The 24,179-nt window shown below is 64.0% G+C and carries 17 protein-coding genes and 1 pseudogene; 3 read left to right on the forward strand and 15 right to left on the reverse strand.

What is annotated here, in order from left to right:
- Positions 1-169: 169 nt before the first annotated feature.
- Together AC0J5Z_RS16535 and AC0J5Z_RS16540 are read left to right on the forward strand one after the other, a co-directional pair.
- Positions 170-1,861, forward strand: a complete 1,692-nt coding sequence (locus AC0J5Z_RS16535; protein ID WP_475039750.1) for a sensor histidine kinase — start codon at positions 170-172, stop codon at positions 1,859-1,861.
- Positions 1,854-2,513: a response regulator gene (locus tag AC0J5Z_RS16540; RefSeq protein WP_475034304.1), complete on the forward strand. Its 660-nt coding sequence runs from the start codon at positions 1,854-1,856 to the stop codon at positions 2,511-2,513. The genes AC0J5Z_RS16535 and AC0J5Z_RS16540 overlap by 8 nt, the downstream gene beginning before the upstream one ends.
- Before the next feature lie 69 nt (positions 2,514-2,582).
- On the opposite strand, the gene AC0J5Z_RS16545 is transcribed toward AC0J5Z_RS16540, so the two are convergent.
- The gene (locus AC0J5Z_RS16545; protein ID WP_475034306.1) at positions 2,583-2,963 is read right to left on the reverse strand and encodes a RidA family protein; all 381 of its coding nucleotides are present in this window, start codon (positions 2,961-2,963) and stop codon (positions 2,583-2,585) included.
- Positions 2,964-3,020: 57 nt separating this feature from the next.
- Positions 3,021-3,533 carry a GNAT family N-acetyltransferase gene (locus AC0J5Z_RS16550; protein ID WP_475034308.1) on the reverse strand — a complete coding sequence of 171 codons (513 nt, stop codon included), beginning with the start codon at positions 3,531-3,533 and terminating at the stop codon, positions 3,021-3,023.
- A gap of 298 nt (positions 3,534-3,831) precedes the next feature.
- On the opposite strand from AC0J5Z_RS16550, the gene AC0J5Z_RS16555 reads away from it, so the two are divergent.
- Complete coding sequence (locus AC0J5Z_RS16555; RefSeq protein ID WP_475034310.1) at positions 3,832-5,199, forward strand: LLM class flavin-dependent oxidoreductase; 1,368 nt, start codon at positions 3,832-3,834, stop codon at positions 5,197-5,199.
- Here AC0J5Z_RS16555 and AC0J5Z_RS16560 read toward each other — a convergent pair.
- From AC0J5Z_RS16560 to AC0J5Z_RS16620, 13 genes and pseudogenes are all read right to left on the reverse strand, one after another.
- A pseudogene (locus AC0J5Z_RS16560) lies at positions 5,198-5,371 on the reverse strand (AAA family ATPase); the annotation flags it as partial. The gene AC0J5Z_RS16555 and the pseudogene AC0J5Z_RS16560 sit on opposite strands and share 2 nt — an antisense overlap.
- Positions 5,331-5,492: a hypothetical protein gene (locus tag AC0J5Z_RS16565; protein ID WP_475039849.1), complete on the reverse strand. Its 162-nt coding sequence runs from the start codon at positions 5,490-5,492 to the stop codon at positions 5,331-5,333. The gene AC0J5Z_RS16565 and the pseudogene AC0J5Z_RS16560, both read right to left, overlap by 41 nt.
- Before the next feature lie 10 nt (positions 5,493-5,502).
- On the reverse strand, positions 5,503-6,327 hold the full coding sequence (locus tag AC0J5Z_RS16570; protein WP_475034312.1) for an inositol monophosphatase family protein: 825 nt from the start codon (positions 6,325-6,327) through the stop codon (positions 5,503-5,505).
- Positions 6,324-8,612, reverse strand: coding sequence for an NAD-dependent DNA ligase LigA (gene ligA / locus AC0J5Z_RS16575; protein ID WP_475034314.1), 2,289 nt, complete (start codon positions 8,610-8,612; stop codon positions 6,324-6,326). The genes AC0J5Z_RS16570 and ligA overlap by 4 nt, the downstream gene beginning before the upstream one ends.
- Positions 8,613-8,654: 42 nt before the next feature.
- Positions 8,655-9,263, reverse strand: coding sequence for a hypothetical protein (locus AC0J5Z_RS16580; RefSeq protein ID WP_475034316.1), 609 nt, complete (start codon positions 9,261-9,263; stop codon positions 8,655-8,657).
- 87 nt (positions 9,264-9,350) lie between these two features.
- Complete coding sequence (locus tag AC0J5Z_RS16585) at positions 9,351-13,793, reverse strand: FtsK/SpoIIIE domain-containing protein (protein WP_475034319.1); 4,443 nt, start codon at positions 13,791-13,793, stop codon at positions 9,351-9,353.
- Positions 13,790-14,494, reverse strand: a complete 705-nt coding sequence (locus tag AC0J5Z_RS16590) for a hypothetical protein (RefSeq protein ID WP_475034321.1) — start codon at positions 14,492-14,494, stop codon at positions 13,790-13,792. The genes AC0J5Z_RS16585 and AC0J5Z_RS16590 overlap by 4 nt, the downstream gene beginning before the upstream one ends.
- 48 nt (positions 14,495-14,542) lie before the next feature.
- Positions 14,543-16,267 (reverse strand): serine/threonine-protein kinase, encoded by a 1,725-nt coding sequence (locus AC0J5Z_RS16595; protein WP_475034323.1) that lies wholly within the window; start codon positions 16,265-16,267, stop codon positions 14,543-14,545.
- Positions 16,264-17,958 (reverse strand): FHA domain-containing protein, encoded by a 1,695-nt coding sequence (locus AC0J5Z_RS16600; RefSeq protein ID WP_475034327.1) that lies wholly within the window; start codon positions 17,956-17,958, stop codon positions 16,264-16,266. Before AC0J5Z_RS16600 ends, AC0J5Z_RS16595 begins: the two co-directional genes overlap by 4 nt.
- Positions 17,945-18,871: a PP2C family protein-serine/threonine phosphatase gene (locus tag AC0J5Z_RS16605; RefSeq protein ID WP_475034330.1), complete on the reverse strand. Its 927-nt coding sequence runs from the start codon at positions 18,869-18,871 to the stop codon at positions 17,945-17,947. Before AC0J5Z_RS16605 ends, AC0J5Z_RS16600 begins: the two co-directional genes overlap by 14 nt.
- A complete protein-coding gene (locus AC0J5Z_RS16610) occupies positions 18,868-20,283 on the reverse strand; it encodes an RDD family protein (RefSeq protein ID WP_475034333.1) in 1,416 nt (471 codons plus the stop codon). Before AC0J5Z_RS16610 ends, AC0J5Z_RS16605 begins: the two co-directional genes overlap by 4 nt.
- Positions 20,273-22,774, reverse strand: a complete 2,502-nt coding sequence (locus AC0J5Z_RS16615; RefSeq protein WP_475034335.1) for a transglutaminase-like domain-containing protein — start codon at positions 22,772-22,774, stop codon at positions 20,273-20,275. Before AC0J5Z_RS16615 ends, AC0J5Z_RS16610 begins: the two co-directional genes overlap by 11 nt.
- Positions 22,771-24,174, reverse strand: a complete 1,404-nt coding sequence (locus AC0J5Z_RS16620; protein WP_475034337.1) for a DUF58 domain-containing protein — start codon at positions 24,172-24,174, stop codon at positions 22,771-22,773. Before AC0J5Z_RS16620 ends, AC0J5Z_RS16615 begins: the two co-directional genes overlap by 4 nt.
- Between the last annotated feature and the right edge of the window lie 5 nt (positions 24,175-24,179).

The following is a 24,179-nucleotide window of genomic DNA, read 5'->3' on the forward strand; positions in this document are numbered from 1 at the left end:
CACGTCGGTGTGATGCGCACTACAGACGATATGGTGGCGTCCGTCACGGGCGGGGGTTTCCGGGAATTGTTAGGAATAGTGCTCGTTGCGAACGTTTTGCGCATTGTGCTCAATGCTTCAATGGAGCTGGAGGAAAGGAGTGAAGGTGCCGCGCAACAGTCGGGTCAGCATGCGTTTCTCCACCCAAACCCTTCTCCTCCAGTTGGGTGTTGTCTTGTTGGTGGTCCTGCTTAGCGGCACCGTCCACGCCTGGCTGGTGTATGAACGGATCGGCACCGAAGCCGAGAACCAAGCACTCACCCTTGCCAGGACGGTCGCGGCGGATCCGGATATCAGGTCCAGCGTCCATGCCATCAGCAAAGAAGAAGGAACGCCTCCCCCGGATGTCCTTGCTACCGGTATTCTTCAAGCTGCGGCCGAAGCGGTGCGGGTGCGGACCGGCGCATTATTCGTAGTCATCACAGATGAAACCGGGCTGAGGCTGGCCCACCCGGAGACTGCACGGCTGGGTGAACGCGTCAGCACGGATCCCTCGGTGGCGCTGGGTGGCCAGGAAATCACCACCCGCAACACGGGAACATTGGGACCATCGGCTGGTGCGAAGGTGCCGGTGTACGCGCCGGAGAGCCCCGACACCATTGTGGGCGAGGTCAGCGTTGGCTATTCCGTGGAATCGCTGAGCGACAGCCTGGCCCGCGACATCGTGCCCATTGCACTCACCGCTGGCGGGGCGCTGTTTGCCGGCGTCCTGGCGTCCTTCCTGCTCCGGCACAGGCTGCAACGGCTCACTCTCGGCTTGGAACCGGAAGAAATCAGCACCTTGGTGCACGACCAAGTGGCCGTGCTCCAAGGCGTGGATGATGGCGTGATCGGCATCGCCGCGGACGGGCGTATCTCGGTTTTCAACGCAGCGGCCGCCCGGCTTTTGGGCATTGAGGATGCCACCGGGAAAGAGTGGGCCTCCGCAGCCGTGCCTGAACAGCTCAAGCACCTCACCCAGCCGGCAGCACGCGACGCCGAAGCCGTGGAAATCGTGGCCGGCGGACGTGTCCTGGTGGCCAGCGCGCGCAAGGCGTGGCACCGGCAGGAGGACCTCGGCTGGGTGGTCATGCTGCGCGACCGTACGGAATTGCAGCAACTCACCCGCCAGCTCGATGCTGTGGGAACCATGTCCACAGCCCTCCGCGCCCAACGCCACGAGTTTGCCAATCAGCTGCACACCATTGCCGGTTTCATGAGCATCGGCCAGCATGATCAAGCCAAGGAGTATCTGGCCCGAATTTCCGCCACAGGCCCGTTGAAGTTCCCGGTGGAGCAGGCCGAGCTGCTCCAGGACACGTACTTGCAAGCGTTCATAGGCGCGAAAAGTGTGGAAGCATCTGAGCGCGGAGTGGCCCTCCGCATCGGACCCGAAACACTGGTCCGTGGGCACGTCGCCGATCCACAGGACGTCACCACAGTGCTCGGCAACCTGATCGACAATGCCGTGAATGCCGCCGTCGCCGGTTCTTCAGCGGACCGCTGGGTGGAGGTCGAATTGCTGGACGACGTCACCCGAACCGGCGGGACCCTGCACATCGTGGTGGGTGACTCAGGCGACGGCCTGGGGAGCTTGGAATCGGAAGAGGTTTTCGCCGAAGGATTTACGACGTCGGAACAACCGGTACGCTCGGGGGCTGGACAAGGTTTGGGACTGGCGTTGGTGCGGCAGCTCGCGCGGCGACGTGGCGGCGATGTCCGCGTCCTGGAGCCTGGCAGCCACGGCGGTCCGGGCGCCGTGTTCATGGCTACCATCCCCGGCGTCATGGATTCCGCAGACGCCGGTGTGGGCTCAACGTTGAGGGAGGACAGCAGTGGCTGAGGATTTGCGGGTATTGATCGTGGATGACGATTTCCACGTGGCAAGACTCCATGCAGCCTATGTGGATTCCGTGGCCGGCTTTATGGCCTTGGCACCGGCCGGTTCTGTGTCCCAAGCGCTGCAGGCGATCCACAGCCTGCGGCCCGATCTGGTGCTGCTGGACGTGTATTTGCCGGATGGCTCCGGCCTGGACCTGTTGGGTCAGCTGGACGTCGATGCCGTCATGCTGACTGCGGCCTCGGATGCGCAATCCATCAAGGTGGCCCTACGCCGCGGCGCTTTGGGGTACATGCTGAAGCCGTTCACCGCCGAGTCCCTGTCCCAACAGCTCCGGTCCTACGCGCGGTATCGCCGGATTCTGGGGCAGCAGACTGCCGTTGACCAGATCACCATTGAACGCGCCAAGCGGTCGCTGATTCCCGGCGATGTCACACCGTCGGCAAAGGCGCGGTCCGCCACCGAGGCGGCGGTCCTGGAATCGTTGCTACCCGGTGAGCAATATTCAGCTGCCGAGGTTGCGGAGAGGGTGGGCGTGTCCCGGGCAACAGCGCAAAGGTACCTGTCCTCGCTCGCGGACGATGGCGCCGTCGAGATCCAACTGCGCTACGGAAGCACAGGCCGCCCGGAACACCGTTACGGCGTCCCCGCCTGACCCAAGTAAGTCGCATTTGTGCGCGTTCTGAGGGCTCAAAACGCGCACAAATGCGACTCAGTTGGGTGACTACGCGGACTTCTGCGCCACGAGTTCGATCTCAACCAGCATCTGGGGATCGAGGAACGGCAGGACGTGCACCAGGGCGAGCGTCGGACGGATCTCACCGAAGACCTCACCGTGCGCGCGGCCGGCGTCTTCCCATTTGCTGATGTCCGTCAGGTAGAGCTTGGACTGGGCCACGTCCTCGTAGGAGAACCCGGCCTCTTCCAGAACGGCGCCGAGCTTCTCGAGGATGTACTTGGTCTGAGAGTAGAAGTCATCGCCGACAATTCCGTCAGGACCAGAAGCAGCCGTGGCAGAAATGAAAAGTGTGTTGTCCACCTGGACTGCGCGGGAGTAACCCAGTGTCTGTTCCCAGACCGAACCCGTGCCGAATGTCTTGCGCATACCGCGCCTTCCTGTCGCCTTCGCACGGTCCGGTGACCGGCGTTTACGAAGGAAACTTTATGACTGCGGGAGGTCCAGCCGGTAAACGAACAGCTTTATGTCGGTGCCGGGAACGAACCAGTCGCGGTGCGGGGCACGGGCGAAACCTGTCCGGGCATAGAGGGCGTTGGCGCTTTCCCACGTGGCTCCGGTAGTCAGGGACACGGCGTTGATTCCGTGCATGGCCTTGGCTTGGTCGACGACGGCCTGCACCAAGGCGCGGCCCGCCCCCGAGCGCTGGACTGCCGGGTCCACCACCAGGGTTCGGAGCTCCAGTTCGTCATCAAGGCCAATGTCAGAGAAGCCACCACCTGCAGGGGCTGCCGTCACAGAGCCGATGACCTCACCGTTGCGCTCTGCCACCAGGATCTCTGCGTGCTCCGCGCGTCCGGCCACGTCCTGGAGCTTCTGCAGGTACGGGTGATCGGCGTCGCCATAGTACCCCGCGGTGACGTAGGAGTCCTGCGTAATGCGGGCAACGGCGTCGTAGTCTTCGGGCAGGGCAGGACGGACGGTAATCGGCGAAAGCACCTACCAATGGTAGTCGGGCTTCACCCACCAACGGCGCCAAATGCCCCTTTCCGTGATGGAACTATCAGTCACGTTGGGAACGCACGACGCCGGATGGTTGCCTTGCGCTGTTCACGTGCGGTGCCGTGGGGCGGCTTTTGTGTTGCCTCCCGTGGCGTCGGATGGAGTTCCGTTGCTCGCGGTGAACCCCGGTTTCGTGCTGTTGCGGAGACATGTCGGGCTGCTGGCGGACGTCCTTGGACGCGTGCTTGAGTTGCCACACACCGGCCCCAAACTGTCCTGACTCCGAGGAGAAACCATGACCCCGCCAGACCGCCATCTGCACCTCAACGCGTTCCTGATGAGCACCGGGCATCACGAAGCATCGTGGCGTCTTCCTGAGAGCGACCCCCTTGCCCCCACCAAGGTAGAGCACTACCAGCATCTCGCCCGCACGGCCGAACGAGGAAAGCTGGACTCCATCTTCTTCGCGGACTCCCCCGTCCTCTTCGGAGAGGTGGGCCGGCGCCCGGCCGGGAAGTTGGAGCCCACTGTGCTGCTGACAGCCCTCGCCGCAGCGACTCAAAAGATAGGCCTGATCGCCACCGCGTCCACCACCTACAACGATCCTTTCAACCTTTCCCGCCGCTTCGCATCCGTTGACTGGGTCAGCGGAGGCCGCGCCGGCTGGAACGTCGTCACCACGGCCGGGCCCGACGCCGCCCGAAACTTCGGCGTGGATGACCAGCCAGCACACGCAGTCCGCTATGAGAGGGCCGCAGAGTTTATTGAAGTGGCCCAAAAACTGTGGGACAGCTGGGAAGACGATGCCATCCTGGCGGACAAAGCCGACGGCGTCTGGGGTGACGATACCAAGATCCGCACCATTGACCACGAAGGGAAGCACTTCCGTGTCCGCGGTCCGCTGAACGTCCCCCGCTCCCCGCAAGGCCACCCGTTGATCGTGCAGGCGGGGTCCTCGGAAAACGGCAAAAACCTGGCGGCTAAGTACGCGGAAGCCGTCTTCACAGCGCATCAAACGCTGGCCGACGCCCAAGCCTTCTACAACGACTTGAAAGCACGCACTGCGGCTGCCGGACGCGATCCGGAGGGCATCAAGATCCTGCCGGGAATAGTTCCGGTGATCGGCTCCACCGAGGCTGAAGCCCTCAAACTCGAGCGTGAACTGGACCAACTCATCAAGCCCGAGTATGCGCGGGAGCAGCTGGCCAAGACTCTCCGCTTATCTCCCGAGGACCTTCCGTTGGACCGCCAGCTACCTGCTGACCTGCCCTCAGAGGATGAGATCGAGGGAGCCAAGAGCCGCTACACCCTGATTGTGGAGCTGGCCAGGCGCGAACAGCTCACTGTCCGGCAGTTGATTGGGCGTTTGGGCGGCGGACGCGGTCACCGGACCTTCTCCGGCACGCCCGAACAGGTGGCCGATGCTATCCAGGACTGGTTCCACGCCGGCGCCGCTGACGGTTTCAACATCATGCCGCCCGTACTTCCTTCCGGTCTTGAAATCTTTGTAGACCACGTGGTGCCCATCCTGCAGGGGCGTGGGCTCTTCCGGACCGAATACACGGCGTCCACACTGCGGGGACACTACGGGCTTGCGCGTCCGGAGAACCGCTACGCCGGGAGCGCCGCGCAGGAGCTCACGTCCATCGGCTCCGCATTCTGAGTCCGGCCAGTGCCGGCATCAGGTCAACGTGGAGGCTGGTCTCGGGTTCGTTCAGGACCATGAGCTCCGGGGGCCGCGGCGTCAGCAATGCTGCGGTGAGCAGAAGGAAGCGAAGCGTTCCATCCGAAAGTTCAGCGGCTTTCATGGGCCGGAGCATGCCCGGCTGCCGCAGCACAGGGGTGCGTGTTCCAAGTTGTGCTTCCGTTGGCTCCGGTCACGATGTCCAGGCCATGCAGCTCGACTGCCAGATCCCGGATGGAACGGTAGTTGGTGATCGCGAGTGCTTTGGTCACTGTCTGGTATTCACAAGGGGAATTTGCCGGACAGTTCCAAGGCCCCGGCGCACATCCACGCCGCCAGACGGTCCTCGGTGCTTGGACCGCCATCAAGTGGGCTCTCCAAGCGCGGCCGGCGCACCCAGCAACCCGCCTCTTCTGCAATCAAGGCGCCTGCAGAGAAGTCGTGCTCGTTGAGGCCGCGCTCCCCATAGGCGTCGAAGGTGCCGTCTGCCACCAAACAGAGATCCAAGGCCGCGGAGCCCAGACGCCGGACGTCAGCAAATCCGTCCATGAGCTCTGCGAGCCCGGCTGACTGGTCTGCGCGGGTAGTGGGATCGTAGCTGAATCCCGTGGCTAGAATCAGTCCCGTGCGTCCCGGGACGGGACCTGCCAGCCTGGTGGCAGGGCCGCCAACCTCAAGCCAGGCTCCCTGTCCGCGGGCCGCCAAGTAGACGCGTCCCAGCGCGGGAGCGTGAACGACGCCGGCCAACCAGACGCCGTCGGCATCCGCCACGGCAACCGAGGTGGCGTAGTAGACGATGTTGCGGATGAAGTTGGTGGTTCCATCCAGGGGATCGATGGACCAGCGGTACCCCGAAGGCTCTTCGGGTCGAGTCGTGCCGTGCTCCTCCCCCGTAATGGTGTCATGTGGCCGCTCGGCAAGAATGGCTTCGCGGACCGCGTTCTCCGCCGCGACATCGAAAGCCGTGACCCAGTCTCCGGCCTCTCCCTTGTTGGTAGTTTCCAACCCATCGCCGCCTGTACCGCTGACGGAGCGCTGCGCGAGCACGGCAGCACCCGCGGCAGCAGCACGTTTGGCTACGGCCAGCAGCTCGTTCACGTCCGTCATTCGGAGGCCGCTTCCACTGCTGCTTCATCCGCTGCCGTTTCGGATTCCGTCCCGGACTGCGCCGGTCCGTTGGCAAGGAGTTCGCGGAAACCGTCCTCGTCCAGCACGGGAACACCCAACTGCTCCGCCTTATCCAGCTTGGTTCCAGCGCTTTCGCCGGCCACCAGGTAGCTGGTCTTCTTGGAAACAGAGCCTGAGGCCTTCCCCCCACGGATGATGATGGCTTCCTTGGCTTCGTCGCGGCTGAAGTTGGGCAAAGTACCGGTAACGACGATTGTCAGGCCTTCAAGGGTTCGCGGCATGGAGGTGTCCCGTTCGTCCTCCATCCGCACACCAGCAGCAGCCCAGCTGTCCACGATCTCGTTGTGCCAGTCCACGGCGAACCACTCTTTGAGGGCCACCGCAATGGTGGGGCCAACTCCGTCCACATGGGCCATCTGCTCTTCCGTGGCGTTACGGATGGCATCCATGCTGCCGAAAGCCGTGGCCAGTGCCCGCGAAGCCGTAGGTCCGACGTGCCTGATGGAGAGCGCTACGAGCACACGCCAGAGCGGCTGCTTCTTGGCTTTCTCCAACTCCACAAACAGTTTCTCCGTGGTTGCCGTTGGCTTGGACGGAGACTTGGCCGTGCCCTTGGTGTAGAAGTACGGAACAAGTTCGTACTCTCCCGTGCCCACACCCTTGGAGCGTTTCTCCCTGCGGATCAGGACGTCAGCCAGGTCCTCGCGTGTCAGGCTGAACAGACCGGCCTCACTGGTCAGAGGGGGCGTCCGGGGCTCTGCCGGCTGAGTGAGCGCAATGGCCGCCTCCCAACCCAACGCTTCAATATCGAAAGCGCCACGCCCCGCGAGGTGGAACACACGCTCCCGCAGTTGTGACGGGCACGACTTCGCGTTGGGGCACCGGATGTCGACGTCGCCGTCCTTGGCCGGCGCCAGCGGGGTACCGCAGGACGGGCATTCGGTGGGCATGACGAATTCCCGGACCGGGGGGTCCTGTTTGTCGCGCAGGGCCAGCACGGGGCCCACGATTTCCGGGATGACGTCGCCGGCCTTCCGCAGGATCACGATGTCGCCGATCATGACGCCCTTGGCCTTGACCACATCCTGGTTGTGCAGCGTAGCCATGCCCACCGTGGAGCCTGCCACCTTCACGGGCTCCATCAGGCCGAAAGGAGTCACCCGGCCGGTGCGGCCAACGTTGACGGCGATGTCCAGGAGCTTGGTGTGGACTTCTTCGGGCGGGTACTTATACGCAGCGGCCCACCTGGGGACCCGCGAGGTGTAGCCGAGGGCGCGCTGCGTGGCGAAGTCGTCGATCTTGACCACGATGCCATCGATCTCATGAGCGAGGTCGTGCCGGTGCTCGCCGTAGTGCGCGATGAACTCAAGGACGGCTTCAAAAGAGTCCAAAACCTTGAGGTACGGGCTGGTCGGCAGCCCCCAGGCCTCCAGGAGCTTGTACGTTTCGGACTGGCTCTTGGCTTCCAGTCCTTCGCGGGCACCGATGCCGTGCACATACATGCTCAGGGGCCGCTTGGCGGTTTCTGCCGGGTCCTTTTGGCGCAGCGAACCGGCTGCTGCGTTGCGGGGGTTGGCGAGTGGAGCTTTGCCGGCGGCCACGAGGGTTTCGTTGAACTCAACGAATGCCTTGGAAGGGATGAATACCTCGCCCCGGATTTCCACTTCCGACGGGTATCCAGTCCCACTGAGTTCCCTCGGGATCTCTTTAATGGTCAGGACGTTGTGGGTGATGTCTTCCCCAGTAGTGCCATCACCGCGAGTGGCCGCGCGGACCAGCTTGCCATCCCGGTAGAGCAGGTTTACGGCGAGGCCGTCAATCTTCAACTCGGTCAACCAGGCGATGGGCGGGACGGAATCTCCGAGCTTCGCCACGGATGCTTCGGCCTTCCGGACCCACGCTTCCAGCTCGTCCAGCGAAAAGACGTCATCCAGGCTATACATCCGCTGCAAGTGCTCCACTGCAGCGAACGCCGAGGAGACTTCGCCGCCCACTTCCTGCGTGGGAGAGTCATTCGAGACAAGTTCCGGGTGAAGTGCTTCCAGCTCCTCCAATCGCCGATAGAGTTCATCAAACTCGGCGTCGGATACCGTGGGTGAGTCTTCCTGGTAGTAGGCATAGCGGTACTTGCGGACGAGGTCGGCCAGTTGCTCGTACTCATCGCGCAGCGACTCCGACGGCGGAGTCCCCTCTGCTTCCACGACGGCTGCAGCCGCCTCTTCACCTGTGGTTTCTACCGGATTCGCAGTTTCTGGTGTGCTCACATGTCTATCTTGCCGCAAGCCAACGACATTATTGCGGTGCGGCTAGTGCGACGAGAGCCTGTTCTTGCTCCACAGCGCGAACGCCAGTCCGCCCAAGCCCACCACCAGGACGCCGCCCAGGACGCCGAACAGGCCCAGCATGTTGGGCCCCTCGATGGAGTTGGTGGCCATCACGGCGGCCTGCGTCTCCTGGCCTTTATCCACGGGAGTATTCCAGTTGGACGACTTGGACGGGCTGGGGCTCGCGGAGCTGGGGCTGGCCGAAGGGGAAGCCGACGGCGTGGCTGACGCCACCGTGGTTTCTGTGGCCGGGGTTGGTTCGGACGAGCTCGACGCCGGAGCGGCCGACCGGGGTACCACGGTCACAGGGGCTTGGGTGACCACAGGCCGTGGCGCTTCGACCGTGGGCTGCGGCGCGGCTGGCGCCGGCGCTTTCCCGGTTTCACGGACCCGGGTTGGCTCCGGTTGCGGCGCGGGTTTCTTGTCCGCTTCCGGAGCCAGGCTGGGCTGGGTGGGCGTAGGATCCGTTGGAGCGTCCACCGGAGCGCACGTGGCCTTACCTTCCGCGCACGGAGCAGCGTGGGCAGCGGCAGCTGGCGCAAGGAGCAAGCCAGCGGCCAAGAGAAAGGCAGGCACAACGGGGTGTCGCATGAAGTCAACCTCAGCTGGGACGTTGGGGCGTCCCGATTTTGGGGGTGTTTCGAGAATCCTCCTATATCGCCCGCACCGCCGCAAATCCTAGCTTCGGTTCTCCGGCGGCATCGCGATCTGCAGTTTGCGTACCTTCCCACGTCCCACGATGTATCCACGGCCCGGAATGAAGTCAGTGCTGATGCGGCCCAAGGAGGTGTTGAGGAGGCTGTCGCCTTCCACATCTCCGGGGTTGAGCAAGAGCCCGCGGCGTCCGGATTTGAACGGCTGCGCAAGGGACCAGGCTTGAGACCATGTAGAGGTCTCGGACTCGCCCACCACCCACTGATCGGCCTTGATGGCGGCAGTGACCAGCCGTCCCACGCCAGACTCCGCCAGGGTGTCAGTGAACTCTGTCAGGCCCTCGATGAAGATGGCCATGGTGCCAGGGTTGTCCGAGGCTTTGTCGATCAGGTCATCCACCACGTCCGAGACCTCGTCGGGACCCACCAGTGACCTGCTCCAGATATTCAGTGACGCCACAGCCGAGCGGCGGGAACCGATGTAGATCAGGTCCGTGCGCGGGTTGGAACGCCTCAAGGCGTACGCCAGGGTAACCAGGGCTACTGTTCGCCCGGCACCCGGAGGACCAGCGAGTAGGAGCGAACCCTTGGCCGCAATGGCCGCCGAACCCAGCGTCTCGTCGTCGACGCCTATCACAGGGTTGTCGGGAGCGCCGGTGGGCAGGATGTCCAGGTCCACCAGCTCCGGAAGCCGCTGGATCTGCGGCGCCTGCTCGAGGCCCTGGCGCAGCATCGCCTGACTGAGCTTGGCCACTTCCCGGGCCTGGAGCGCGAGGTTCGAGTTCCCTCCCAGCACGGCGAGCTGGACTTCGAGCCCGTCCAACAGACCACGCCCGGGAGGCGAGGCTGCGTTGAGGACATCCTTGGGGACGTCCAGGGTCATGTAGTCGTCTTCGGAGCTGAGGCGAAGCACAAGCCGCTTCTGGATGGAAGCCAGGAGCGACGCCGGAACGGAGTTGGTGCGGTCGCCGCTGACAACCAAGTGGATGCCGAGGGGACGGCCGTCAGTTGCCAGCGTCAGGAAGATGTCCCACAGCGCGGACAAATTGCTGTACTCGTAGGATTCACGGAAGGAAGACATGCCGTCCACCAGGATGAAGATCCGCTTCTCTTCCGGCCGGTTGGCCAACTGCCGGTATTCGACGATCGTGGAAGCCCGGACCTCAGCGAACCGTGCTGCCCGGTCATCCGCCACTTCCTTGAGCCAGCGCAGCAGCCGCCCAACGCGCTCCACGTCGTCGCCGTTGATGATCTCGCCAACATGGGGAAGGCCATCAAGCATCTTGAGTCCCGAAGAACCACAGTCGATGCCGTAAACGTGCACCGGCCCACCACGCGGCGTGACAGCCGCGGCGATGGCAATCCCGCGCAGCGCCGCCGACTTACCGGATCCGCCCGTGCCGTAGACGGCCATGTTGCCGTCCTTGTCCGGCTCGTAGAACACAGTGGGCTGGTCCTGGTGGGCGGGGTCGTCTGCCACGCCCAGCAGGAGCCGCACATCGGTCCGCGGGTTGGGAAGCTTGGAGAAATCGTAGGTAGTGGCGAGTTCGTTGAGCCAGGGCTTCCGGGGAGGCTCAATGGACAGTACGTCAGCTGCCCGGATGATGTTTCCAGTCATCCTGGCAATGTCGTTCGGTCCGGCAGGTTCTTCTTCCACCTGAGACACCACGGGCGGTTCCCACGTGGGACCGGATCCGAACGCCATCTCCACGATGTCGATCCGGGGACGCTGCGGCTTTTCCGTCGTCCAGCCGCCAGCGTACCCGGTCTGGAAGCCTTGGATCCGGCCGGGGCCGGTCTTCGCGGCACCGCGGCCCGGGATGGACGGATCAAAGTAAGCCGCGGTGGGAACACCCAGGATGTCAGTAGCGTCCACTTCGTCGGCCATGCGCAAAGCGACACGGAGGTTGGTGTTGGCGCGTAGGTTGTCTTTGATGACACCGGCGGGCCGCTGCGTGGCCAGGATCAGGTGCAGGCCCAAGGAACGGCCACGGGCGGCGACGTCCACCACACCGTCAACGAACTCGGGAACTTCGGTGGCCAGCGCCGCGAATTCGTCCACGATGATGATGAGGTACGGGGGCGCCTCGGGATCGGCTTCGCGTTGCAGCGCCAGCAGGTCCTTGGCTTTCTTACGGTTCAGGAGCCTTTCGCGGTAGTGCAGCTCAGCGCGAAGCGAAGTCAGCGCACGGCGCACAAGGTGCGGGGACAAGTCGGTCACCAGGCCAACGGTGTGCGGCAAGTGCAGGCAGTCGGCGAATGCGGCGCCGCCCTTGTAGTCCACGAACAGGAAGCTGACACGGTCCGGGCTGTAGGCGGCCGCCATGCCCATCACCCAGGACTGGAGGAACTCGGATTTACCGGCACCCGTGGTTCCGCCGACCAGTGCGTGCGGACCTTCGTTCTTGAGGTCGAGGTAGAACGGCTCCACACCTTTGGAACCAACCAGCGCGCGGAGGCTGCCGTTGTCCTTCCGGTTGGGCACGGCCGTGGCGTGGACAGAGTTGTTCTCCTGCCAACGCTCGGCCACGGCCTGTGGGTTGTCCATCAGTTCCTTGCCGATCAACGTGGCATAGGAGACGGCCCGCGGGAGGTCGGAGTCGTCGTCGAGCGGGTTTCCAACATCCACCAGCGGCGACATCATGCGCGCCAGCTGCGTGGCGAGGTCCGCATCGAGGCTTTCGCAGCTCACCGGGTACGTGTGGCGGCCCAAGCGGACCTGGCCCGTGGTGGTGCCGTGATCACCGTCCACCGAGAGGAAATCACGGCATGCTGCGGGAAGTGACTGCACATTGGCCGCCACCCACATAATGTGCACACCGTAGTCGGGGCCGCGTTCCACCAACCGCGTGAGGCGGCCACGGTCCACAGGGGCATCGTCTTCAACGATCACCAGGACGGCTGGAACCACGGGCCCCGGAACTTCTTCTTGCTCGTTCTTGAGTCCGGGACGCGGATGCGGGCCCGGCTCCCTGGCCGAGGATTCGCGCTCTTCCACGAGGTTTTCGAGTCGGGACAACAAGGCAGCACCGGCACCGGGGCCGGCAGCTAGATGATCGCCGGATAGGGGGCTGTGGCCTGAACCAACGTGCGGGAGCCACTGCAGCCAGTCCCAGCGCTCACGGGAACGTGCCGAGGTCAATGCCGTGAGGACAACTTCGGCCGGCGAATGGAGTCCCACCAACTGGAGCACCATGCCGCGGGCCACGTCGTCCACCACGCTGCGGTCCCCCGCCACGCCAAAGGAACCCGAGGTGCGCAGCTGCGACACGATCGGAACGCCTTCAATGACCCGGACCTGCTGCAGGCACTCCTGGATTTCCCGCATGTACTGCGGTTCGGTTTCGTTGGCGCCTGGTTCGTCGAACTGGATGCGCGACGGTGCGGAGCCCAGTCCAAACCGAACCCCCAGGAAGTGCTGATGCTCCGGGCGGTGGGTCCACAGAAGGGGCCCGAGCTTGTAAATCGCATCAACCGTATCGCTCACGGACGGTGCTTCCTGGAGCCTGACAGCGCGCTCAATGTTCTGCTGCTTGTCGATGTCCTCACGGAACGCCAGCATGGCGGCTTTGAACTGTTTGTGGCCTTCCTTGGCCTGTCGCTTGCTCTGCATTTTGTGGTCCACATAGTGCCCGACAATGAACAGCGGCATCATCGCCATGAAAATCACGGAGAGCAGGTTTTGCGTGAAAGCGAAGAGCACGCCGCCCATCAGGAGCGGCGCGATCAGCATGATGTAAGGGAAGGGCTGGTGTTCCGGGCGCTTCGGACCCGCAGGCGGCACGCGCTTGGGCGACTCGAACCTGGGCAGCACACGCGGCGAGCGATTGAAATCCACCAGCGGCGACGACGGAGCACCGCTGTGGTTTCGGGACAGGGCAACGACGCCCACGGAAGTATCGCCCAAAGTAACGGTGTCGGAGGATTCGAGTGTTGCCCGGGTTACCGGCAGCCCGTCCATGAGGAGGCCGTTGGCGGAGTTCGTGTCCACGATTTCCACGGTTTCGCCCACCGTGATCCGCGCATGGCGCTTGGACGTCAGCGGGTCCGACAAACGGATGTCGGCGTCACGGTCCCGGCCGATGTAGCTGGTGCCGAAAGGCAGTGAAAATTCGCGTCCGACGTCGGGCCCTGACATCACGCGCAACGTCGCCGCTGCCGGGCCCCTGCTGTGGCCGTTGGACGCGAACTGCTCGCTGACCTGCGCGAGCGAGACCTTGGAACCTGGCCGCAGCCCGGACTCCAGCAGGTTGTCCGTCGGCCTGAGGACGTGCCCTGAGAGCCCGCCGCCAACGAACGCCTCGTCCACGCTGATGGACAGGTTCGACGGCGGTTCAGTCCCCTTTCGTGCTGGATCGGCAGCCCAAAGTTCGGTGGCAATGTCAGCCACGGTGGCACGACCGTCCACCGTTACGGCGAGGTTCTTTGCTTCCGCAGGGTCACGCCGCAAGGTCAGGCGGAACTTCATCCTTCGTCGACTCCACTCATTTTTTCGAGGAGATGCAGGTCAGCCGGGGTCACAAGATGCGACGTCACGGCGTGTTCCACCAAACGCGCCCGGCGGTTGGTGGCGAGTTTTCCAACCCCGCCGCGCAGGCCCACTACGCCTACCCGGTCCAGTTTGTCGCAGACGTTGTCCAGCTTGCGGTTGAAACGGGTCAGTGCCCAGCCAAGTCGCTTGGCAGCCTCGGCGGAGGACGGGATGGAGCTGAAGCCGGTTCCATCGCGTCGCAACATTGGCTCGGCCAAGGCAACGATGAGCGCCTTTTGCGAATCGGTGAAGACCACGGGCCCGATGGTGGTGTCCCCCGCTTGGTCGTCGTCGCGTGCTTCGTGCCGGAAGGAGGGCGTCTTCAAGTGAACAGCGAACTCATAGGTGGTTGGGCCGGCGGTGAAAATCACGTTGGTGTGGCTGAACACCAACGGGATCCTTGCCCCGGGCGCCAACCAGGCCTGCATGCCGCCGGAGCCGTCAGCAATGGTGGCGGATAGCATGCTCCCGACGTTGCTGAGCCACCACATGCCGTCGTAGCGGGCGATCTGCAGGAAGCGTCGGTGCAGGTAGGGGTTGTCGTCCACTTCCAGGTCACCTTCGCGACCAATGTCGAAGATGTCCTCGTCGGATGGTTCGTACCATTCCCCACAGAAATCTATTGCTAGATCCCCCATGATCTGTGCCTCCTCAGTCGGCGGTAAATAAGTCTCATGTACCGGCTCCTAGTCCACGCAGCCGATTGATCCCGTGCCTCCGGGCGAGGCAGTACCGTCAGCACGGACAATAATTACCTGGACGCAGAGTTGCTCCTCCCCGCCAAAATAGGCTCGTGCGTGGGGCTCTGTTACGGAGTCGTATTCGCCTTCCGGGATGAGGACGGTCCGGTAACGCCACTTGTACGTGTCGCCGGGCTTGGGTTGCGGGTTCTTCCACCGGAAATCAGCGAAGTCTGGCTTGTCGGTGTCCCGCGTGCCCACCAGGCCTTCCACGTCCGGAACGCCGCCGTCGTCCAAGGGGTCGGCCGGCTCTTGGTACGCCGTTTCCGTAGGTGATACCTTCGGCTGCGCCTGCGCGCCCAACACCACGCCCACCACAATGGCGACCACCAGCACGGCTGCACCGGTTGCGGCCAGCCAAAGATTCCGTTTGCTGTGATCCACCGGCAGGGCGTTCTCCTGCGTGGCACCTGAGCCTTGGGTGGGAACGTTGGAACGGCTGATCGTCGCGCCTACATAGTCCTGTGCACGCGAAGGCTGCCAGCCGCGCAGGACAGTGGACTCTGCCGTGTCAGGCTCGGCAGGAGCGGTACGACTTCCGGGGGCCGTGTACGATCCCGGCGCAGGTGCGTGGAACCCTGGCGGAGCCCCCTGTGGTGCCTGGGACTGGACAGTTTGCGGAGGGTTGGTGGGCTGTGGAGGGCTGCTCGGAACGGTGGACGGGAAGGTGCGTGCAGGGAACGTGGGCGCCGATCCTGTGGTGGCCGTTCCCGAAGCATCAGGATCGATAGAGGCGATGCTCCGGACCCGGGTTTCCTCGAAGTTGTCGTCTGGATGCTGATCGTCGCCGTGCCCTGGCTCTTCAAGCACCTCGAAAGGCGTGACGGAGAGGTTCAGTTCAGTCTGGATCCGCTGGAGCGCCAACGCGAAAGCGTGGGCCGACGAATAACGTGATTCCGGTGACTTCGCCATGGAGGTGGCCAGAACCAGTTCCAGTGATTCCGGAACGTCGGCACGGCCAAGCCTGGGCAGGGGTGAGTTGGTAATGCGGGAGATCAGTTCCCGCTGCGAGTTGTCCTGTCCTGGAAGTACAAACGGCGAACGACCCGCCAGCAGCGTGTACAGCGTAGCGCCCAGTGCCCAAATATCAACAGGAACGCCATCTACGGCACCTCCGCGGAACTGCTCGGGCGGAGACCAAGGGATGGACATGCCGGCGTCGTCCTCGGTGTCCGCGCCGATGGTTCCGGAGATGCCAAAGTCCGTCAGGGCAGGCCGGTTGTAATCGGTGACCAGGATGTTGGCAGGCTTGATATCCCGGTGGACTATGCCGGCCCGGTGTGCGGTCTCGACGGCGGAAGCCACCTGGATCCCGACGGCCAGGACTTCATCGACGCTGAATCGCTGGCGACGATAGCGGACGTCGAGGCTCGGCCGGGAGCAGTACTCCATGGCGAGGTACGAGTGTCCGCTCTCGGTAATCTCGGCTTCGAAGATCGTCACGATGTAAGGGTGCGACGACAACTGTGCCATGAGGTTCGCTTCGGACTCGAAGCGGCGACGGGCCCCTTCAGTCTTGAGGTCGGACAACAGCACCTTGACCGCTACTTTTCGGCGCGGCCGGTCCTGCTCATAAAGGTACACATCCGAGAAGCCACCGGAGCCGAGCAGGCTGATGTACGTGAAACCCGGGATGGGTGGAGGCGGCGCGGGGGGCCTCTTGGAACTCAAAGAATCTCCTCGAAACGCAGTGAAATGTTGTCACCCAGCTCGGCGATATCGCCGTCCAGCAGGATGGCCATCTCGTTTTGGGCAAGCCGGCGGGGTGCCTGGCCTTCCCGGATGAGCACGGTTCCGTTGGTTGCCTTAAGGTCGCACAACATGACGTGCCAACCCTCAAGCCGGACCTCCACATGGGAGCGGGAAATGTCCCCTCCGGGGCTGTCCACTTGAACCAGGCGCGGCATGGTGCCGCCTTGCACACGGGAAACCGACGGCTGCCGGCCGATGATGAGCGACTGGTCAAGATCAATCAACTCACCCGTGGATAGCCGCATCCTGCCCAAGCGAGGACGTGGGACGTGGACGGCGTCACCGGAGACCGCAACCCCGCACACCGAGCACTCCGGGTACGTCGGCGGATTGGCGTGCCCTTGGGAGCACATCCGTGCCAGAACGCTCGGCCCGTTGACGGCGGGGGTTTCCACGCGCCCAACAACAGCTTTGGCGCCCGCTTCGTCCTCAGCCCGAAGGCTGCTCTTCATGATGGTCTGTCCGTCATGGTCTGAGTCCTCGGCCACTGCCAAGGCGGCGGGAGCCGACAACCAAGCGGCCGGTACCTGGGCCGCGGAATCGCCAACGGGCTTGGGCGGAACTGCTTCCTGGTCACTGCCCGGTTCAACGGTGGAGGAACTGCTGCGCACCCACGGGACGGACTCGATCAGACCGCTCGATTGCGGTGGTCCGACGGCGAACCCTCCCTGGGAGGGTTCGTTGCCTGTTGCTTCAGCTGGCGAAGTCAGAGACGGTGGCTCCGGTGCCTGGGAAGGCGATGCCGAAGGTGATGGGGCTTCCGGCGTCGTCGAAGCAGGTGAGTCGTGATCGTCAGACCCTTCGTCCGTGCGAACGGCGGCGTCCTCAATGTTGCGCATCACCGTCTTGTCCCACAAATGGTCATAGTTCGTGGTGTTCTCCAGCGAGGGAAGTACCGGGTCGGGGGTACTCGTGTGGCCGGGCACCCCGGATGTCGCCGGTTCCTCTGCCGCCGGTTCCTCCGGAAGGGGAGGCTCGGGAGTAAGAATCATGTGGCCAGGTGCGATCGTCAGACCAATGTCTGCCTCTGCGTAGCCGATCATGGTCTCGTCGGACACGGCTACGGGCCGGACTTCAGGTTCGCTGTCCGTGTGGCCGGCAGCTCGGGCCGAAGCCTCGAGCGAGGCCAGGAATACCACGCCTTCTCCCAAGGGGAGACTGTTCAAGGGCGAGCCGTTCAGCGGCAGGCTTCCACCCGACGTCGGAATACCGTGCTGCGAGGCGGAGCTGTTCCCGATCCGGACGTTGTAGGACGTGGCATCCGCCAGCCGGCGTTCAGTCCAAGTGGTGACGTCCCGCCCCGTGAGGCGTTCCTCGCCCGCACCCAACTGCGCATGCAGTTCGAGGTCTCCCCGAAGGAACACACGGAGTGCGTCTTTTGAGTCGATGATTCCGAAGGGCGGGATGCGGCTGAGGGAAACGCCAAAGGCGTCCGTCACCACATGGAGGACTTCGTGGGCCTCAGGCGCAGATGCCAGCAACTCCCAGACGGTGTCTATCAGTGCGGGCGGGGTGTCGGGGCCAAGGAGCACCACGGTTCCGTTCCGCACAATGCCGAACCACTCACCCTGCTGGTAGCGGGTCAGCGAAAGGTGGCTACTGCTTGCCATCGACGCCTTCCTCCTGGTCAGCCCCGGCAACCTCTTCCGTGCCATTCACCCAGGCCCGGGGAAGGGTGTCTTCTTCAACCTCGGACGCAACCTCGGGGCGGGGCGCAGTGGTGGCGATGCCGGCGTCGTTCAAGACGTTCTTGGCGTCCACGACTATGACTGTGACGTTGTCTCGGCCACCGCTACGCAGGGCGGCCTGGATCAGCGCGTCCACGGCATCCTGCGGATGGGCGACTGTGCTGAGGACGCGGAACATATGGTCGTCACCCAGTTCGCCGTTGAGACCGTCCGAGCAGACCATGATCCGGTCACCTTCCTGGATGGGAAGCAACCAGAAATCAGCTTCGGTTTCGTCGCCGGTGCCCAGGGCACGGGTAACAACGTGGCGGCGTGGGTGGACGGTAGCCTGCTCCGCGGTGATATCCCCGGAATCCACCAGCTCCTGCACCTCGGAGTGGTCAACGCTCACCTGAGTGAACTCCCCTTGGCTGAGGCGGTAAGTCCTGGAATCACCGATGTTCATCACAAGCCAGTAGGGCAGTCCGATTTGTTCCACCACCACAACCCCGGACAGCGTGGTCCCCGCGCGGGCTCCAGTTGCGTTGCGGATGGCGGCATCGGCCTTCAACAGGCATGACTGAAGGTCCGAAGCTGAAGCGGTGCGCACGCCGGCAGCCAATTCAGGGGAACTGCCCAAGGCCCGGACACACATGCCACTGGCAATCTCCCCCGCCTCATGTCCGCCCATGCCATCAGCTACAGCAAAGACGGGGTCCGATGCAATGAACGAGTCTTCGTTCAGTTCGCGCCGAAGTCCGCGGTCCGTTCCGTATCCATAACTGAGTCGAAAAGAGGATCCGCCTGCGTCGGGACCGGCTTCGGCGTTGGCGGGGGTGGCCGGCTGTGAGTTCATGCTTGTCCTAGGTGGAAGGAACGGTCCCCAAAGTGAACGGTGGAACCGGGACGGACAAAGCTTGCTTCGCCCGGGTTGAGCCTGGTCTGGATGCCGTCGGGGGTGGTGACAGCGCTGCCGTTGGTGGAATTACGGTCCGTGACCCAGACGCCGTCGCCATCGACGCGCAGATGCAGATGCGTTTTGGAAATGGACCGGCCGGGGTCTGACACGGGCAGCAATTGTTCCACGGATTCCCCGGGCTGCGGCGCCGGATTGCGGCCGAGGAGGACTGACCCGCCCAGCTGGATGTCCTGGCCATCGTCAATCCGGAGCCGCAGGACGGCTTGGGCGCGGGCTGCGCCGGGACGCATCTGGGTGCGTTCCACGTCGTCGTCCGGGTGGGCTGCAGCCTCGGGGGCCTGCTGTGGTGCGACCGTCACGGTTGCGGTCTGTGCCGGAGCTACCTGTACGGTCGCGTTCTGACGGGCGCCCGGTGCGGGTCCGGAAGGGACCGGCGAAGCGACGGGTTGAACGGGCGGGAGATCCATCGGTGCGAAACTGTACGGGCCCTGGATACCTCCCGTGGTAACCGGATTACGACCGGCGTTCACATCGAACACCAAGGCCTTCGCCGCTTTGTCGTGCCAGCCCCGCAGCTTGCCGTTGCTGTCCCAAGCGTTGGAGATGACCACAAGGAAGGCCCAAACAACACCGAGGAACATCAGCGGCAAGGCGATCCGCAGAACCGGTCCGATTAATCCGAGCGCCGACAGGATGACGGCAACGATCGACCCCAGCACCAAGAGGCCACCAGTGAGGATCCCACGAACAAAAACTACACCAGCGCCGGGCGCGTAGCCGTCGGAGTCCGCACTCCGGATGCCCATGAGCTGATTGCCGATGGTGTTTCCGGACTTTGCCTCAATTCCAAGGAGGACAAAGGTGTAAACGACCGTCAGGCCCAGGCCGATGCTGCCCAAGAGGACCAGAAGACCCGTGTCATAGACGATGAAGCCACTCCTGCGGGTTTGCGTGATGCCGGCAACACCAATGGCGAAAGTGGTGGCGATCACGGCAACGGGACCCAACCAGTCCAGCACAGCTGCGCCCAGGCGCTTCCCGGCAGAGGCGGGCGCCAATTCGAGCTTGGTGGTCATCGTGGTCCCTCCCCCTGGCCCCGGCATACGGTCCGGCGTGGTTTTTGTTCCGTGCTGCACCGGCGACGCCGGCGCCGACACTACCGAGATACTACCGGGATCGGGCAGGCCCTGCCGGTTGGCGAACTCCAAGGCGGCCTTCCGGGCATGGTTGATGTTGCCTTCCTTGCGGGCACCACGGTTGTTCAGCGGTGAACCGCACTGAGTGCAGAACGTAGCGCCTGGACGGACCCCGTGCCGGCATGCCGGGCAAAGTTCTCTCTCATTGCTCATCGGTGGTGTCCTTCTTGAATGGCAACGTGAAGCTGCGCTTGGCTGGGTCTGGGGGCGCCTGTTGGCGGTAACGTAGGGCAACACGGCCATCGGACAGCAAGGAGCGCGGCGAGAACCGTGCCTGCTGCCGCTTCCAGAATCCGACGCTTCCAGTAATCTCGGTCAGCGACGAATCCACGATCTCCCAGTACTCCTTGACCTCGTGTTCGCTGGGCTGGCCCGCGCCGAACACAGCGGCATCGGCACGGTGGGCAAGCATCGTGGTGGTAGTCCCGGTAGTCGGGAACGCATCAGCGATGACCGTGGCCGATTCGCGTCTGGTGGACTTCGTGTCGATCGAGGCACCCATGTCGGTGGCCAGGCTCAGCACTTCGTTCCACCCTCCGCCGACCCGCTGGGCGGGGTGGCCATCACGGAAACGCGCCTTCCGGCGTCGTGATTTCAGCAGAAGGATCAGCAGCAGCGGCAAGGCGAGGATCCCCAGCGGAATCAGCGCCACGCCAATGGCCGCCAGCAGCGGACCCCAGAAGAGCCACGGGTTGTTCTTCTTCTCGTCAGCGTCCAGTGCGTCCGGTGTGGAGTCCGGCGGCAGGTCCGCTGGTTCCTGCGGCGGGGGCGGCGGCTGGAGCACCTGCGGCTTGGGTTTGGACTTGTTCTCCGGGTCGGGAGGGATGGGAACGTTGTCCTTGGGCGGGGTGGGATCGAAGGCAACCCATCCCACTCGGTCGAACGCCACCTCAACCCAGGCGTGGACGTCCTTACCCGTGATCTTGATGTCGCCCGCGCCGTTTTCGGGGCTCTTGGGGTCCGGATAGAACCCCATGACCACACGGGACGGAATGCCAAGGTGGCGGAGCATGAGGGACATGGACACGGCGTATTGTTCGTCGTCGCCCAGCATCTGCTTGGCGGAGAGCATGTTGCGGACGCGGGCGGCACTGTGACCGGGCAGGCTCGGTAGCTGCCCTTCGGTTACCAAACCGTTGCTGAAAGCACCGCTCTTCTGGAAGTGGGCCTCGATCTGCCGGACCCTGTCAATGGCCGTAGGTGCATCCGCCGAAAGCTGGTTCGCCTGCGAAGCCACGATTGGTGGCACTTCTTCCGCCTCGGGCAGCGTCAGTTTCGCGAAGTCGTACTGCGTGAGCTGACCGTGCTCCAGAGTCCCGGGGTCCGAGACCTGCACTGTGTACTTGTCACCCATGACCAGGCTCTTGGTGGTCACCGCGGTGTCCGTACCGGCGTTGAAGTAGAGGCCGGACGCTGCGCCGGAAGCATCCGCGAAGCTCATACCTGTAGTGTGCCGGCCGCCCGGCACAAAGTAGCCATGGTAGTCCTCGATGGTGATGTCCAGCGTGTAGTTGGTGCCCTCCACCGGGCTTCCCGAGTCTGCCAGCGTGTTCAGTGAGCGGGCATCGCCCACTTTGCTGAAGTTGCCGGAGCTGCTGGGATCCATGGTGTAGTTCACGCCGTTGAAGGCATCCAGGGCCGCCAGCCTGATACGGGCGTCCTTGGGCAGCCCCTTGACCGTGAACAGCGTGCTGTCCTTCTCGTCCTTGACGAAATTGCGGAAGCTCGCCAGCGGGGTGATGAAGTCGCGGGGGTCGAAAGGCGGAACGATGGTGTTGCGGAGAACCTTCCGGTCGTCGCTGGCGGTTACCAGCGGAGACGCGATGGCAGTGACGCCCACTGCGACGGCGATCACGGCTGCAGCAGTCCCCAGACGGCGGAGCTGGCCGCGGCGGGCCGTGGCGGCGTCGGAACCCGGCCTGTTGGCCGAAACGGTCCTGGTGCTTCTCTGCCGCAGCACGTCGCGGCGGAACGTTGCCCAGACGATGGACACAATGGTCAGCGAGACGCCGCGCTCCACGTTGAGGAACCCGGCGCTGGTGCTGAAGGCGATGCCCGTGACAAAGAGGACCAGCACTGGAAGAAGCGGCCAGTACGGGCTCTTCAGACGCCAGGTGAGCAGACCGGCGGCCAGCGCAGCCACGAGTGAACTTAGGAACGGCACAATGAGCATGCCGTTCGCTGTCCCCACGGGAACACCAACGGTCAGCATGTCCTTCCAGGCAAACACGATGCCCAGCAGTAGCGTGCGCAGGGAGTCGAGGCTGGGCAGGATACCGAACACTGCCGAATCCGGCACGGCCAGCGCCGATCCGAAGACCATATAGGCACCGAAGGCCAGCGCAGTTGTGATGAGCAGCCCCAGGCGGAAGCGCGCGTTAAGCACAGCGATGCCAAGCCCCAGCAGCACACCACCCTGACCTGCCACAAGGAAATGAGCGTCTGCCCCAAAGCTCAGGGTGAAACCGAGGAGGCCAAGGAACAGCAACACCAGGAGCGCGCCGCAGTCAATGGCGAAATGCCACAGTGGCCGGCCGTCGTCGAAAATCGCTCCGGTGGCGCGGGCGGCGGACCGGGTTCCCCTAGCTGCGCGGGTTCCCCTAGCTGCGCGGGGACGCACACGGAGGTTGGGCGCGGTGCTCATGCTGCCGCCTTTCGAAGAACAATGGCGAGATCGTCCAGGTCCCCGACCGTGAGGACCGTCAGGTCCGCGATGTTGGCCCTCGACGGCGCGGCACCGGGCTGGACACGGACGGCCAAGCTCCGCACACCGGGAGGCACGGACGCGGCTGCCGACCGGAGCTGCGTGGCCGTTACGTGACTTCCCACCACGAAGAACACCACGGAGGCGTTGGGGACCGTGTCTGAAAGGGTGCGGGCCAGGTCGACGGCGGTCTTGCGCATGGGTGCCCCGACAATCTTTGTGGTGTCGTCCAGCAGGTTGCGTCCGGTTTCGCAGCGGAGCGGTCCCTTTTGGGTCAGGACGTCCAGCTCGCGCTGTTCACGGATGGCCTGCCGGCCAATGGATGCCGCCACTGAAATGGCCATCTCGAACTCCGGCTCGGAGCCATACTCATCCGTGTTGATGGAGAGCGAAATGGCAAGGTGCGCCCTGCGGGTTTCCTCGAACTGGCGGACCATGAGCTTGTTGGTGCGGGCCGTCGTCTTCCAGTGGATGTGGCGGCGATCGTCCCCGGGAACATAGTCGCGCAGGGCGTGGAAGGACACATCCGCGCTGGACAGCTCGGTGGTGGGCATGCCCTCAAGGTCCCGGATGAAGCCCGCGGCCGAACTGCCCAGCGATACCGTGCGGGGATGGACGAACAGGTTCACGGGTTCTGTCCACATCACGCGACGCCTCAGCAGATGGAGGGGGTCGGCGCGCACGGAACGGACCGGACCCACCACGATCACTGCGCGCCTGGCCGTGGGGATGGTGAACAGGTCCTCGTGGACCTGAGCCGGCTTCATTCGGGGCAAATGGAAAACGGCGGTATTGGAACCGACGGGCAGCTCCAGCGCCGCGGGCAACAGTGGCCGCGTGGAAACGTTGGATACTGCAATGCTGCCCACTGCATCGTCCCCCACGGCCACCCGGGTGCGGGCAAGGTCCAGAACTACGCCATATGCCGAGCGGCCCACGATGAAGCCGATAGCCAGGAGGAACAGCAAAAAAGCCACCAAGGCAGCGGACTTGGCTTCCTGCCAACCCCAGGCCTGCCCTGCCCACCAGAGCCCGATCGAAGCAGCCAGCACTACCCAGCCGAGCAGGCTCACCACCGCGAGGACGGGCCAGACGAACCTCAGCCACACAGCCCGGACCTTGTCCCACACCGGCGCGAGAAAATCGCCGGCGGTCCCGGCGGCTTCCGACCATACCGCTGCGGGGTGGAGCTTGCCGGCGTTGCCGCGTTTACTTGACGGGCCGGGGCGGTTGCCCTGTTCGTTGCCAGGGCCGCGCAGGGAGCGCATCTTGCCGCCAAGCGCAGACGCAGCGCGCTTGAACGAGTCAGCAGCCCTGTTCAGGGGTGTGCTGGAGGACATGTGGA

It is taken from the genome of Paenarthrobacter sp. TRD_SC_7 (genome assembly GCF_056156245.1).

Bases quoted from the DNA above. Each gene is read 5' to 3' on its own strand.
- AC0J5Z_RS16535 (WP_475039750.1), top strand. From the start codon at position 170: ATGCGTTTCTCCACCCAAACCCTTCTCCTCCAGTTGGGTGTTGTCTTG.
- AC0J5Z_RS16545 (WP_475034306.1), bottom strand. From the start codon at position 2,963: ATGCGCAAGACATTCGGCACGGGTTCGGTCTGGGAACAGACACTGGGT.
- AC0J5Z_RS16555 (WP_475034310.1), top strand. From the start codon at position 3,832: ATGACCCCGCCAGACCGCCATCTGCACCTCAACGCGTTCCTGATGAGC.
- AC0J5Z_RS16570 (WP_475034312.1), bottom strand. From the start codon at position 6,327: ATGACGGACGTGAACGAGCTGCTGGCCGTAGCCAAACGTGCTGCTGCC.
- AC0J5Z_RS16580 (WP_475034316.1), bottom strand. From the start codon at position 9,263: ATGCGACACCCCGTTGTGCCTGCCTTTCTCTTGGCCGCTGGCTTGCTC.
- AC0J5Z_RS16585 (WP_475034319.1), bottom strand. From the start codon at position 13,793: ATGAAGTTCCGCCTGACCTTGCGGCGTGACCCTGCGGAAGCAAAGAAC.
- AC0J5Z_RS16590 (WP_475034321.1), bottom strand. From the start codon at position 14,494: ATGGGGGATCTAGCAATAGATTTCTGTGGGGAATGGTACGAACCATCC.
- AC0J5Z_RS16600 (WP_475034327.1), bottom strand. From the start codon at position 17,958: ATGGCAAGCAGTAGCCACCTTTCGCTGACCCGCTACCAGCAGGGTGAG.
- AC0J5Z_RS16605 (WP_475034330.1), bottom strand. From the start codon at position 18,871: ATGAACTCACAGCCGGCCACCCCCGCCAACGCCGAAGCCGGTCCCGAC.
- AC0J5Z_RS16610 (WP_475034333.1), bottom strand. From the start codon at position 20,283: ATGAGCAATGAGAGAGAACTTTGCCCGGCATGCCGGCACGGGGTCCGT.
- AC0J5Z_RS16615 (WP_475034335.1), bottom strand. From the start codon at position 22,774: ATGAGCACCGCGCCCAACCTCCGTGTGCGTCCCCGCGCAGCTAGGGGA.
- AC0J5Z_RS16620 (WP_475034337.1), bottom strand. From the start codon at position 24,174: ATGTCCTCCAGCACACCCCTGAACAGGGCTGCTGACTCGTTCAAGCGC.